A 12843-nucleotide genomic window follows, 5' to 3' on the forward strand; every position below is an offset into this window, starting at 1 on the left:
CGGTTGAGTTTAGCGTATGTACTGCGCGGCGCGGGGGCGGCGGGCTCCGGCCAAGTCTCAGCGGTGCCAAGTCGCCGCTGCCCACTCCTGCCGAACCAACCACGCTCTTCTGACTTCAAAGGTCCAAAACACTGTTATGAAATTAGTTACCAAAGTCTGCTGGCTGCTGCTGGGGGCGCTGTTCATCTTCTCCGGGCTCATCAAGCTCAACGACCCGGTGGGCACAGCCCTGAAGCTGGAAGAGTACTTCGAGGTGTTTGCCGAGGATTTCGGCAGCTTTTTTCTGTTTTTCAAAGACTACGCCCGCACCATCAGCATCGTGCTCAGCTCGCTGGAAGTAGTGCTGGGTGTGGCACTGCTGCTGCGCTGGATGCTGCGCAAAACGCTGTGGGTGCTGCTGGCGCTGCTGGTGTTCTTCGGCTTCCTCACGTTCTACTCGGCGGCTTTCAACAAGGTCACGGACTGCGGCTGCTTCGGCGACTTCATCAAGCTCACGCCGTGGCAGTCATTCAGCAAGGACGTGGTGCTGCTGGGGCTGTGGGCCGTGGTGTTCTTTAACCAGCGCTTTCTGCGCTACAGCTTCGCCAAGGGCCAACTGGGCGTGATGTACATCACGCTGGCCTCGGCCACGGCCATCGGCATCGGAGTGCGCGCCCTAGGCCACCTGCCGTACTTTGACTTCCTGCCCTACAAGGTTGGCAACAACATCGGGCAGCTGATGAAGCCGCAGGAGCAGGCGCGCTACCAGTACGTGATGGAGCGCAACGGCGAAACCAAAACCTTCGACCAGTACCCCACCGACTCGACGTGGAAGTACAAGAGTATGGAGGCCCTGAACCCGGAGGCTTCCAAGGCCCTGATTACGGATTTTGAGGTGTCGGATGTGGAGGGTAACTCCTACACGCAGGAGCTGCTGAAAGGCAACAAGCTGGTGCTCATCGTGCAGAACACCAATAAGACCGACCGGGAGCGTTTCAAAGTCATCAACAATTTGATGGAAGCCGCCGGCAAGTCGCGCCGCAACATTAAGGCTCTCACCATCACCAGTACCAGCCCGCCCAAGTTCGACTCGTTCCGCCACGACGTGAACCTGCCCGGCCCGTTCTACTTCGCCGACGCCACCGTGCTCAAGTCCATGATCCGCTCCAACCCCGGCCTGATGGTGCTGCAGGATGGCGTGGTGAAAGCCAAATACCACTACCACGACATCCCCGACCTGTACAAGGTCGAGAAGCTGTTTTAAGACAGGACGACGCTAAAAGCACGTCATGCAGAGCGGAGCGAAGCATCTCGCCAGTGTAGTATCTGATTATACCACACTGGCGAGATGCTTCGCTCCGCTCTGCATGACGTGCTTTTAGCGTCGCAATAACCGCTGCGCAATGACCGCCCGCCGCACTACCTTTACTGCATGCTCACCTTCCTTCTGCGCCGGCTGGGGCATGGCCTGCTGATTCTGGCGGGCGTGGCCCTCACGGTGTTCTTCCTGTTTCAGGTGCTGCCCGGCGACCCGGTGGCCCTGCTGGCCGGCCAGCGCTCCGACGCCGCCACCCGCGCCGCCATTGCCGCCGACCTGGGCCTCGACCAGCCGTTGCCCGCGCAGCTGCTCGGCTACCTCAACGATGTGTCGCCGGTGGGCGTGCACCCGCGCGACTCGGCGGGCACGGCCAAGTACGGCGGCCTCACGCTGCTGCCGCTGGGCGAGCGGGCCGTGGTGCTGAAAACGCCGTATCTGCGGCGCTCTTTCCAGAGCAACAAAGAGGTGCTCACCATCCTGCTCGACCACTTCACGGGCACGCTGTGGCTGGCGCTGGCCGCCATGCTGCTGGCAGCAGTGCTGGGCATTACGTTTGGAGTGGTAGCCGCGCTCAAGCCGCACACCTGGCTCGATAGGCTGCTGATTACCACGTCGGTGCTCGGTATTTCGGTGCCTTCCTTTGTGGCCGCCATCCTGATTGCCATTACGTTCGGTTTCTACTGGAGCCGCTGGACCGGCCTCAACCTCACGGGCCAGCTCTTCGAAACCGACGCCTTCACGGGCCGCCACTTGGTGCTGCGCAACCTGCTGCTGCCGGCCTTTGCGCTGGGCATCCGGCCGCTGGCCGTCATCACGCAGCTCACCCGCTCCAGCATGCTCGACGTGCTGGGGCAGGACTACATCCGCACGGCGCGGGCCAAGGGCCTTTCGGGCTACCGCACGGTGGTGGGCCACGCCCTCAAAAACGCCCTGAATCCGGTGGTGACGGCTGTGTCGGGCTGGCTGGCTTCATTGATGGCGGGCGCCTTCTTCATCGAGTACATTTTCAACTGGAAGGGCCTGGGCACCGTTACGCTGCGGGCCGTGGAGAACCTGGATTTTCCGGTGGTGATGGGCGCTACCATCTTCATTGCGGCCCTGTTTGTGGTCGTGAACATTGCCGTGGACGTGCTCTACGCCGTCCTCGACCCACGCGTCAAGCTGACTTCCTAAGGAATGAGATATTAGTATTGAGTATTTAGGTGACTGACAAATGCATAGGTGTCAATTCACTGCAGAATATCTCAATACTCAGTACTCATGTCTCACTACTTTAACTGCGTATGGCCTCCGAACCTGAGCTGCAGCGCCTTTACCTGATTGGCATGCCCGGTGCCGGCAAAACCACGCTGGGCCGCGGCCTGGCGGTGGCCTACGAACTGCCGTTCCTGGACCTCGACGAGGAAATAGTTCGCCGGGAAGGCCGCAGCGTGGCCGATATTTTCGCGGCCGAGGGCGAAGACTATTTCCGGGCGCGGGAAGCCGCCACGCTGCGCGAGGTGCAGCAACAGCCCGGCCGCTTCGTGCTGGCCACCGGCGGCGGCACGCCCTGTTTCCACCACAACCTGGAGGCCCTGCTCGCCGATGGCCCGGTGCTGTACCTGGAGGTGCCCGTAGTAAAGCTGGCGGCGCGCATTCTGGCGGCGGCGGCACAGCGCCCCCTGCTGGCCGGCCTGCCCGACCGCGCCGCCCTGATTAGCCGCCTAGATGAAACCTTGCGCCACCGAACGAGGTTTTACGACCGCGCACCGTTACGCTGCACCGCTGACGCCTGCTCCGTGGAGAACGTCCGGCGGCTGCTGGCTCAGTACCTGTCTCTGGCCTAGCCGATGCTGGTTTACGCTGCGCTGCGTACTTTTGCCCCTTGAATCAGATACTTGTCTCCATGAATCAGACTGCGCCTGCTGCTCCGACTCCTGATGTTAAATCCAGCCCAGCTGCTGCGGCGCAAGCCGTGAAACCCAAGCACAAAGGCTCGGCACAGCTGTTCGAAAATCCGGTGCTGGAACGCCTCACGCACACCCACATTGCCGGGCCGCTCAGCATTTTCTTTGGCGTGGCGGGCGTGAGCCTTTACTATAGTCTGAGCCGAGGCCTGCTGTCGGGCTTGTCAGCATTCGGGCTGTTTTTGGGCGGGTGGTTCCTGTTCACGTTGGCCGAATACCTGATGCACCGCTATGTGTACCACCTCAAGGCCAACACGCCTCGCAAGGCCAAGTTTCAGTATACCATGCACGGCGTGCACCACGAGTACCCTAAGGATAAGACGCGCCTGGCCATGCCACCCATCCTGACGGTGTTTGTGGCGTCGCTGCTGTTCTTCATCTTCCGCTTCACGTTCGGCAATGCCGGTTTCGGCATCCTGGCGGGTTTCGTGTTCGGCTACGCGCTGTACCTGTTCGTGCACTACGCCATCCACGTGTACTCGCCCCCAAAGAACTTCCTGAAAGTATGGTGGCATCACCACGCCCAGCACCACTACCGGCAAGACGAAATTGCTTTTGGTGTAAGCACCACGCTCTGGGACCATATCATCGGCACTATGCCGCCGGAGAAGAAAGCCGGTTAAGACTACTGGTGACATTAAATGCTGTTACAACTACTGCGCTGCCTTAAGAGGCAGCGCAGTTTTTTTATGCCTGTATAGGAGTGGAGAAGATACATAGTGAATATTAGCCTGTTTTAATACAAAAAAATATGATAATAAGTAGAAGCGTGAGCTAGTAAATTGTAATATTTGCTACAGCAACAACTGTTTTGCTACCCCAAATTGTCCCACTTATACATCTTTTGCTGATGAAAAAAAGCTACTTAATCTTAATGTTTATGTTGCTGGGCAGCGCAACCCAGGCACTAGCCCAGTATGAATTCAAGGACAATGTAGGTGCCAATACCAACGGACTGGGGCCTTATAGCCAGAACTTTGATGGGCTGGCAGGCACCAATGCCACATTCACCAGCAACACTACCATCAAAGGGGTATACACCCGCTACACATTGGATGGGGTAGGAGCGGAGTTCGAGTCGAAGGAACGGCCGTTGTTTACCAACAACCAGTTCACGGGCATTTCTAGTACCTCTACTATACCCAGTGATGATGGGGCGAAAGGGGCAGAAGTAAATCCACAGGGGCAGCCGACGGGTGCCGGCTGGTACCACTTCGGTACCTCTGGCAGCTCCGACCGGGCCTTGGGAGGCATTGCCGCTACTAATACCAGTTCTGGCAAAGGCTACATTGGTATCCGTCTGAAGAATACTTCTACCAAAGTCATCAAGAAACTGGAGGTAGAGTATGCCATGGAGCAATGGTATAACTCCAGCAACACACAGGCTGCCTTTGTGGAGGTGGCATGGAAGAAGAACCTGGGTGATATTCCTGCCGCATCCCCTAACGCGCTCTATCTCTCCACCACCACCGGCTGGACTACAGAAGCGGCGTTGCGGGTAGATGCCCCATCTACCTCCACGGCCATTGCGCCTCGCAATGGTAACGCCCCTACCAATCGGCGGGTACTACGCACAACGCTGACCAATCTTGAGCTGGGCATTGGTGAGGAAATAATGATACGCTGGGGCTACGTGTTCAACACGTCAACTAATGGTAACGGCTTAAGTATCGACGATGTAGTGATTACGCCGCAAACCAATATCTTCTACTCTGCTGACGCCGACAATAAAAACCTCGACAACAAGAATTCGTGGGGGGTAAACGCGGATGGTACCGGGACAGCACCCACCGACTTCAACCAGCCTAACTGCACCTACTACGTACGGGGCACGTCTGCCACGGCCGACAGAATTGCAAATAACTGGACTGTCGGCGGGCTGAACTCGAAGATTATTGTAGGTGGCGATGCTGGCACTGCCGCCACGTTCCGGGTGGCGGCCAATGATGCCCTGGCAGCTACCGTGGATGTCGGCCCTGGCTCTACGCTCATCCTGGAAAGCACTTCCAATCCTACACTTGTACTTGGGGCGCTGAATAAAAGCAGCACAGTGGTGTATAGTAACGATGGCACCACCGAACAGACTGTGAAGGGTGGAGTGTATGGCAATGTGCAGTTAAAGGGTGTGGGACCGAAAGCGTTGGCGGGAAATATGCTGGTTAGCACCGGATTTGCTTTTGCGGCAACGGGTACCACTACTCTTACGCTCAATGCTTATGATGTGACCCTACAGAAAGGCGCAGCCATCACCGGAACCGCTGGCGTATTTGTGACCAACAACACGGGGAGCCTGAAACAGACTGTGACCAACACAGGTGTTGGCGTGCTATTCCCGGTAGGTACCTCCGCCACTGCCTACAATCCTGTGACGCTCAGCCAGACAGCAACTCAGTCAGAGGATACTTACAGCGTGCGAGTAGGAAATGGCGTATTCGCGCAATACTCCGATGCGGGAGTCGGCTCATCACCCGTACTACTCAAAACGGTGCAGAAGACGTGGTTTGTTGCGGAAGAAGTGCTTGGCAACTCCAACATCACGATGAAGTTGCAGTGGAACAACGTTACCGATGTCACGTCAGATTTTGTGGCGGCTGCCGCTCATATAAACCATTATCTAAATGGTGGCTGGGACCAGTCATATGCTGAGCAGGCACCTGCCTTGGTTTCGGCGAATGTGTATGCGCAATCACGCACCGGCATTACCAGCTTTTCGCCGTTCGGGGTGTCGTCTCGGCCGGGTGGGGTGCTGCCCGTAACGCTTACGGCCTTCGCTGCTACCCGCACGCCAAAAGCCGTGCGGTGCGATTGGAAAACTGCTTCGGAGCTCAACAACGACTATTTTGTAGTTGAGCGTAGTGCCAATGGACGCGAATTTGAAGGTATTGGCACCGTAGCCGGCCGTGGCACCACTTCGCAGGCCTCTAGCTATTCCTACCTGGATCAGCAGCCGCTGGATGGCCTTGCCTACTACCGCTTGCGCCAGACCGATCTGGATGGAACCTACCACTACTCGCCAATTGTAGCTGTGACGGGCTGCACCACTTGTGCCGATGTACTACAGACGCTGGCTTTGGCACCCAACCCGAGTACTGGCATATTCCGGGTGCTGGACGCGGGCGGGCAGCCAGTGGCCGTGACGGGTACGGTGCACAACACGCTGGGCAAAGTCATGCAGCAACTCAACGGCCATAGCACCGTGGATCTGCAGGCCCAGCCGGCTGGTATCTACCTGCTGAAGCTTGATGCAGCGCATGGCGCCAAGGTGCTGCGCGTGGTGAAAGAATAGCCGCGTTATCAATCGTAAAACTAACAAGGGCGGCCCCGCGGGGCCGCCCTTGTTAGTTTTACGATTGACAATAAACTAGCGCCGGATGCGGGTAATGACAAACCAGAGCAGCACCACTATCAGAAATACGCCGATGATGCCCGTCCAGGCGCCGGCTTTGAAGATGGTGCCGATGGCGTCGCAGCTGCTGAGCGAGAAGGTGAGCAGCACCATCAGGGCTGCCAGGAAGGGGAAACGAATAGCGCGCATAGCGGGAGAGGTAGAGGAGGTGTCGGGCCACGAGTATTCGGGCTTTTTTAAAAGTGTACTAGCCCGGCTGACAAAAGGTTGATCTACAACCCTAGTGTGCTGTACTAAGGCAGCCTGTGGTCGAAGCATCATTATCCGGCTACCAGCACTGAATGGCGTATCGGCTCTGGATGACAAGTGCCAACTGTAAATACTGCCTGACTTTACGCTGCTGACAGAATGTGCGTATTTAGAAAACAAAAAGCCCATCGGGATACGATGGGCTTTTTCACTCTGAGCGCTCCCTCCTGGGCTCGAACCAGGGACCCTCTGATTAACAGTCAGATGCTCTAACCGGCTGAGCTAAGGAAGCGGTTATGGCGGCGTTTTTTGCCGTTGCTGGTGCAATATTAGAGCAAATTAAAAGTTTGTGCAAGCATAGGGCTAAAAAAAATGCGCTTTTTCGACTAGTTCGTGATTGTCAGGATACTACCAGACAAAGAAGTTGTGTACTGGCGCAGCGGACGGGTGGCCGGACCGGCTTGCGGGCGGCCCAGCAGGTCGAACTGGGAGGCGCAGCAAGCGTCTCGCAGAAACAGCCGCGACGCATCAATGCGGACCCGGGCGCAGGTGTCGTTGGCACGGTAAGGGCAGTTGCGCTCGAAGGCCACGTAGGTGCTGGCGTTCTGGCGCACCACAATCAGGCCGCGCACGCCGCCCGTTACGTAGGCCGCGCCGTTGTCGGCGCGTAGGGCCACATACTCCTGGTTGGTGAGGTTGATGGGCGTATTAAAGGCCACTAGCGGAATCTGAGGTTCCACTGCGTTGGAGCCCGAATCACAGGAAGCCAGCCCAAGCGTCCCCGCAAAGGCCAGCAGCCCGGCAAGGGCGCGCCAACGCGGCAAAGAGTCGACGGAAGAAAAGAGGTGGGCTGGGTTCATGGAAACAAGTGTAGATAAAACGGGCCGCACGGCCAGGCAAGTGCCATCAAACGGCAACTGCCGCTGTGGCGGCAGAACCGTAGCACAGGCCGTTATACGGCCCTTGGTACTTGTTCCGTCATCACAACGGCAGAATGCGGGTTGTAGTCTGAAGTCGGGTTTCGGGCGGGCTTATTGCACGCTTTCGAACTGCCGCAGGAAACGCATATCGTTTTCCGTGAACAGGCGCAGATCCTTGATCTGGTATTTGAGCATCGTAATCCGCTCGATGCCCATGCCCCAGGCGTAGCCGGAGTAGCGCTCCGGGTCGATGCCGGACTGCTCCAGCACGGCCGGATCGACCATGCCGCAGCCCCCGATTTCCACCCAGCCGGTGCCTTTGCAGATGTTGCAGCCCTTGCCTTTGCAAATCAGGCAGGTGATGTCGATTTCGGCGCTGGGCTCGGTGAAGGGGAAGAAGGAGGGGCGGAAGCGCACCTGCACATCGTTGCCGAACAGCTCCTGCACGAAGTGGTACACGGTCTGTTTGAGGTCGGCGAAGCTCACGTTTTCATCCACGAACAGTGCCTCCACCTGATGAAACATCATGTGGGCGCGGGCCGAAATGGCTTCGTTGCGGTACACGCGGCCGGGCATGATGCTCCGGATCGGGGGCTTCTGCGCCTGCATCACGCGTACCTGCACGGGGCTGGTGTGCGTGCGCAGCACCCACTCCTGCTCGCCGGGCGTGCGGCGCACGAAGAAGGTGTCCTGCATGTCGCGGGCGGGGTGGTTTTCGGGGAAGTTGAGGGCCGTGAAGTTGTGCCAGTCGTCCTCAATTTCGGGTCCTTCGGCCACGTTGAAGCCGATACGGGCCAGAATCTGCACAATTTCCTCGCGCACCACGCTCAAGGGGTGGCGCGTGCCCAGCGCCTGCGGCACGGCGGGCAGCGTGTAGTCGAAGGTGGGGTCGGCGGGGGCGGTGGCCGTGGCGGCTTCCAGCTCCTGCTGGCGGCCTTCGAAGCGGGCAAGGGCCAGCTGCTTGAGCTGGTTGAGCTCCTGCCCGACGGCCCGGCGCTGCTCCTGCGGTACGGTTTTCAGCTGATCAAACAGGTCGGCCAGCTGGCCTTTGCGGCCCGTGTAGGCGATGCGGAACTGGTCGAGCTGCTCGGGGGTGCTAAGGTCGTACGCGTCTATTTCGGCGCGCAGCCGGGTGATGTTCTCCTGCATAGTACAACAAAGGTAGGCAGTTGCGGGGTGAGTAAGAAAATCAAGGGTTGCGCTAGGGGAAAAGTGCGCGCTGAGAAAAAAAATGCTGATTAAAAACTGCTTCTAAGCTTTACAAAAGCTGTTTTGCTGGAAAATCAAGCTTGGCCGGCCGCCCAAAAGAGGAAATTGGTATGGTTGCTGTCTTAGGCCAGACACCAGCGGCTAGTTGCCGGAACGTGGGGCGCCGCCCGTTCTGCTGCCGAGGCCCGGTTTGCTTTTCTGTCTTTCCGCCATCTTATTTTCTTCTGGCTATGAAATCCTTGTTTCTCTCCGCTTTTCTGGTAGCTGCTTCGTTCAGCACGTCTTTCGCCCAGGGCGAACTGCCTGCCAGCGCCAACTCCTGGCTGGATGAACTGGCCGAGCCCGCCGCCGTAGCTCCTACCGAAGCCGAGGCAGCTCCTGCCTATACCATGAGCTGGAACACGGCCCCCGGCCAGAGCTTGAGCTTGCACGGCCGCCCTACCACCGACTACTGGGGCCGCCCGCTCAAGAAAAAGCAGAAAACCAACCGCACCACGGCTGCCGCTAAAGAGCTGGCTTACCAGGAGCAGGCCAGCACCGACCCTATGATGCAGTCGTCGGGGGTAATGGCCGCCCCCGGCATGAACACGGCTCCCTACCGTGGCGTGAGCACCGACTACTGGGGCCGTCCGCTTAAGCAGAAAGCCAAAGCCTCTACTACGCTGGGTAAAAGCACCACCGAAAACAGCACTGTGGCATCCAGCGAGCCTGCCAGCTGGTAATCCATCCGGATGCGTGGTGGCTGCGTATGGTAGCTCATTGCCAACCTTCTAGCCGACTTCTGCCATGCGTATCGTCTCTGCTTTCACTGTTGGTCTCACTCTGCTAGGCATATTGCTGGTATCGGAGGCGAAGGCCCAAAAAACTACCCGCCCCAGCGGTACCAAAAAGGCAGCCAACGGCTACCACCGCACCAGCAACACCCGCGCCAAGGCCCGCTCCGGTGCCTATGCCCGCTACGACCGGTCGGGCCGGCGCGACGAAGAGAATTTGAAACTGGCCCCGGGCCTGCGCCTGAACATGCCCAGCCCGCCTACCACCGACTACATGGGCCGGCCACTGAAGAAGAAAGCCCCAAAGCCTGCTACTACCGGGGCTTCGTCCATCTCCTCCGAAAAGTCGGCGGTCCGCCGCAAGCCATAAGGCTCCGGTTCGCTCATCAAAAGCCTAGTCTGCTGACTGGGCTTTTGGCGTATCAAGCATTGGGTAAGTGCTTGAGGAAAAGGGGGAAATAAATTGTAACTTATAGAATGTCCCACCATTCATCTGATAGGTTATGGTACGTTTCCCACTATTGCCCACCCTGGCTTGCTGCCTGCTGGCCCTGACAGCTCAAGCCCAATCGGCTGCTAAAGCCAAACCAGCGCCGGCCAAACCGGCAACCGTGCAGCCCTTCGCGCCAGCGGCCACCGCCGATGTTGAGGAGCCGGTGGCGGCTCCTGATGCAGCTTCCGAAACACGTGCAGCTGCTCCGACACCTGCTGCACCAGCCGCTACCCCCAGTACGCCGGCTGCGCCCGCCAAACCCAGCCAGAAGCCGACCAAGCAATAGGCTGGCGGTGTGGCCCATTAATTCCCGCGCCAACAGGAACTTCTGGCAAAGCAATGCGTTTCGCAAGAATGTACACGGAAGGTTTCTTGCCAGAAGGCAGAGCCGTATCTTGCAGCACTTTTTAATCTTAGATCTAATGAATCGTTTTGCCTTACCGTTGCTGCTGGCCGGCACATTCCTCGTAACCGTTCCTGCGCTGGCGCAGACCAAAAAGAAGGCCAACGACGGCTGGGGCTCGTCGGACGGCTGGGGCACGCCTGCTCCGGCTCCCAAGAAAGCCGCAGCCGCACCTAAGAAAGCTGCTGCTGCTCCGGCCGCCGCTGATGTTCCTATGGAGGCGCCAGCTGCTGAGCCAGTCGCGGCTCCTGCCGCCGATGCCGTTTCCAGCCAGGCTGGTTTCGGTGGGGGCGGTATGTCGGCAGCGGGCACCAGCAACCAGCCGGGCGGTTCGGTGGTAGCGCCCGGCTTTACGGCCGCGCCTTCGCACCGGGTTACTACTGACTACCGGGGCCGTCCGCTGGCGCCCTACATCAAGCGCAATGTGCGCCGCCCCGATCCGGTGGTAGCCGCGCCCATGCCGGAGCCCGAGCCGGAGCCGGTAGCCGCCGCTCCGGAGCCCGCTGCTGCACCAGTAGCTGCTTCGGCCAGCGCCACCAAGGCGTCGGGCGGCACTACGGCCACCAAAAAGGCTGCTGCACCGGCCGCCAAGAAAGCCGCACCTGCTAAAAAGAAGGATGACGGTTGGGGCTCGGGCGGTAGCGGCTGGTAAGCCCATCTAACCTGTTTGCGTTTCATAGAAAAGGCCCGGTCGACGTATTGTCGGCCGGGCCTTTTCTATGGACTTTGGTTGTCAAGCTATGGAGCGTGAGTCGGTACGCTGCTAGTGGTTCTCCGGCTGGTCTACTCGGCGTCGGCGGTGGCCAGGGTGGCCGGGACGGTTTCGGCGGCCGGCTGGGCGCGGTAGTAGAGCGTGCTGCAGTTGTCGGGGCGCAGCACTTCCTGGGCCGCGGCGTGCACGGCGGCCGGCGTCACGGCCTGCAGGCGGGCGCTTTCCTGGTTCACGAGGTTGGCGTCGCCCATCAGCTTGCTGTAGGCCAGGTTCATGGCGCGGTTGAGCAGCTCGATTTCCCCGAACACGATACTGGCTTCGGCCTGGTTTTTCACCTTTTCCAACTCGTCGTCGGCTACCGGCGCCTCGCGCAGGGTGGCCAGCACGGCTTCTACGGCGGCATCGGCAGCTTCCAGCGTCACACCGGTGTTGAGCTTGCCGCTCACCACCAGCAGGCCCGGCTCCAGGGAGCCCGTCACGGAGGCGGAAATGGAATTGAACAATGGGTTTTCCTTCACCAGCTGCTGGTACAGGCGGCTGGACTTACCGCGGCCCAGCAGGTCGCTCAGCAGATCCACGGCGTAGTAGTCGTCGGCGCTGCGGGCGGGCATATGGTACACTTTGTAGAGGGCACTCAGGGGCACGTCGGCGGCTATTTCCAGGAAGCGGGGCTCGGTCTGGCGGGGCTCGGTGGGTAGCTGGCGCTCATAGGCCGGGCCGCCCGCAATGGGCTCAAACCACTTTTCGGCCAGGCGGCGCGCTTCGGCCACCGTCACGGCGCCGGCCACTACCAGCACGGCGTTCTGCGGGGCGTAGTGCTTCTTGAAAAAGGCCCGCACATCGTCCATTACGGCGTTTTCGATGTGGCTGATTTCCTTACCGATGGTGGCCCACTGGTAGGGATGGTGCTGGTAGGCCAGGGGGCGCAGCTTCAGCCACACGTCGCCGTAGGGCTGGTTGAGGTAGTTCTGCTTGAACTCTTCCACCACCACTTTGCGCTGCACCTCCAGCCCGTTTTCCGAGAAAGCCAAGCTTAGCATCCGGTCGGATTCCAGCCAGAAGCCGGTTTCGAGGTTGGCGGCGGGCACGGTGAGGTAGTAGTTGGTGATGTCGGGGGAGGTGAAGGCATTGTTTTCGCCGCCCACCCGCTGCAACGGCTCGTCGTAGCTCGGGATGTTCACAGAACCCGAAAACATCAGGTGCTCAAACAGGTGCGCGAAGCCGGTGTGGTCGGCGTCTTCGTCGCGGGCGCCCACGTTGTAGAGCACATTGAGCACGGCCATCGGGGTGGTATGGTCTTCGTGCACAATGCAGCGCAGGCCGTTGGCCAGCGTAAATTCTTCGAAATGAATCATGGAGAAGGAGCGGGGAGAAACTAGATAAAAGGCTAACCATTGGCTGGCCCGCCGGGTTCGGAAATGGGGAGTAGGGATTAGGGATTAGGGATTGGGGATTAAGGACTGGGGACCTAGAAACCATGTTGTGCCGCTGAACT

At 59.2% G+C, this 12843-nt stretch carries 13 protein-coding genes and 1 tRNA gene; 9 read left to right on the forward strand and 5 right to left on the reverse strand.

Annotated features, from left to right (window positions below):
• Positions 1 to 136 precede the first annotated feature (136 nt).
• The 5 genes from N008_RS09625 to N008_RS21545 all read left to right on the forward strand — a co-directional run bounded on the left by N008_RS09625 (position 137) and on the right by N008_RS21545 (position 6529).
• Positions 137 to 1243: a BT_3928 family protein gene (locus N008_RS09625; RefSeq protein ID WP_044015594.1), complete on the forward strand. Its 1107-nt coding sequence runs from the start codon at positions 137 to 139 to the stop codon at positions 1241 to 1243.
• Between the two features lie 168 nt (positions 1244 to 1411).
• Positions 1412 to 2470, forward strand: a complete 1059-nt coding sequence (locus tag N008_RS09630) for an ABC transporter permease (protein WP_044015596.1) — start codon at positions 1412 to 1414, stop codon at positions 2468 to 2470.
• A 110-nt stretch (positions 2471 to 2580) separates the two neighbouring features.
• Positions 2581 to 3123, forward strand: coding sequence for a shikimate kinase (locus N008_RS09635; RefSeq protein ID WP_052381384.1), 543 nt, complete (start codon positions 2581 to 2583; stop codon positions 3121 to 3123).
• A gap of 59 nt (positions 3124 to 3182) precedes the next feature.
• The gene (locus N008_RS09640; RefSeq protein WP_081910712.1) at positions 3183 to 3866 is read left to right on the forward strand and encodes a sterol desaturase family protein; all 684 of its coding nucleotides are present in this window, start codon (positions 3183 to 3185) and stop codon (positions 3864 to 3866) included.
• Positions 3867 to 4093: 227 nt separating this feature from the next.
• Positions 4094 to 6529 (forward strand): T9SS type A sorting domain-containing protein, encoded by a 2436-nt coding sequence (locus N008_RS21545; protein WP_052381385.1) that lies wholly within the window; start codon positions 4094 to 4096, stop codon positions 6527 to 6529.
• Between the two features lie 75 nt (positions 6530 to 6604).
• On the opposite strand, the gene N008_RS23115 is transcribed toward N008_RS21545, so the two are convergent.
• The 4 genes from N008_RS23115 to pheS form a co-directional block, all read right to left on the reverse strand.
• Positions 6605 to 6778 (reverse strand): hypothetical protein, encoded by a 174-nt coding sequence (locus N008_RS23115; RefSeq protein WP_156109174.1) that lies wholly within the window; start codon positions 6776 to 6778, stop codon positions 6605 to 6607.
• A 278-nt stretch (positions 6779 to 7056) separates the two neighbouring features.
• Positions 7057 to 7130 (reverse strand) — tRNA-Asn (locus tag N008_RS09650).
• A 94-nt stretch (positions 7131 to 7224) separates the two neighbouring features.
• A complete protein-coding gene (locus N008_RS09655) occupies positions 7225 to 7698 on the reverse strand; it encodes a hypothetical protein (RefSeq protein ID WP_156109176.1) in 474 nt (157 codons plus the stop codon).
• Between the two features lie 171 nt (positions 7699 to 7869).
• Complete coding sequence (pheS, locus tag N008_RS09660; RefSeq protein ID WP_044015599.1) at positions 7870 to 8907, reverse strand: phenylalanine--tRNA ligase subunit alpha; 1038 nt, start codon at positions 8905 to 8907, stop codon at positions 7870 to 7872.
• A 290-nt stretch (positions 8908 to 9197) separates the two neighbouring features.
• Between pheS and N008_RS09665 the strand changes: the two genes are divergently transcribed.
• The 4 genes from N008_RS09665 to N008_RS09675 all read left to right on the forward strand — a co-directional run bounded on the left by N008_RS09665 (position 9198) and on the right by N008_RS09675 (position 11288).
• Positions 9198 to 9689 carry a hypothetical protein gene (locus N008_RS09665; RefSeq protein WP_044015601.1) on the forward strand — a complete coding sequence of 164 codons (492 nt, stop codon included), beginning with the start codon at positions 9198 to 9200 and terminating at the stop codon, positions 9687 to 9689.
• A gap of 64 nt (positions 9690 to 9753) precedes the next feature.
• A complete protein-coding gene (locus N008_RS09670) occupies positions 9754 to 10110 on the forward strand; it encodes a hypothetical protein (protein ID WP_156109178.1) in 357 nt (118 codons plus the stop codon).
• 133 nt (positions 10111 to 10243) lie between these two features.
• A complete protein-coding gene (locus tag N008_RS23120; protein ID WP_156109180.1) occupies positions 10244 to 10519 on the forward strand; it encodes a hypothetical protein in 276 nt (91 codons plus the stop codon).
• Positions 10520 to 10655: 136 nt separating this feature from the next.
• The gene (locus N008_RS09675) at positions 10656 to 11288 is read left to right on the forward strand and encodes a hypothetical protein (RefSeq protein ID WP_156109182.1); all 633 of its coding nucleotides are present in this window, start codon (positions 10656 to 10658) and stop codon (positions 11286 to 11288) included.
• 131 nt (positions 11289 to 11419) lie between these two features.
• Here N008_RS09675 and N008_RS09680 read toward each other — a convergent pair whose 3' ends face one another.
• The gene (locus tag N008_RS09680) at positions 11420 to 12703 is read right to left on the reverse strand and encodes a M16 family metallopeptidase (RefSeq protein WP_044015606.1); all 1284 of its coding nucleotides are present in this window, start codon (positions 12701 to 12703) and stop codon (positions 11420 to 11422) included.
• Positions 12704 to 12843: the final 140 nt, after the last annotated feature.

The organism is Hymenobacter sp. APR13 (assembly GCF_000737515.1).
Taxonomy (GTDB): domain Bacteria; phylum Bacteroidota; class Bacteroidia; order Cytophagales; family Hymenobacteraceae; genus Hymenobacter.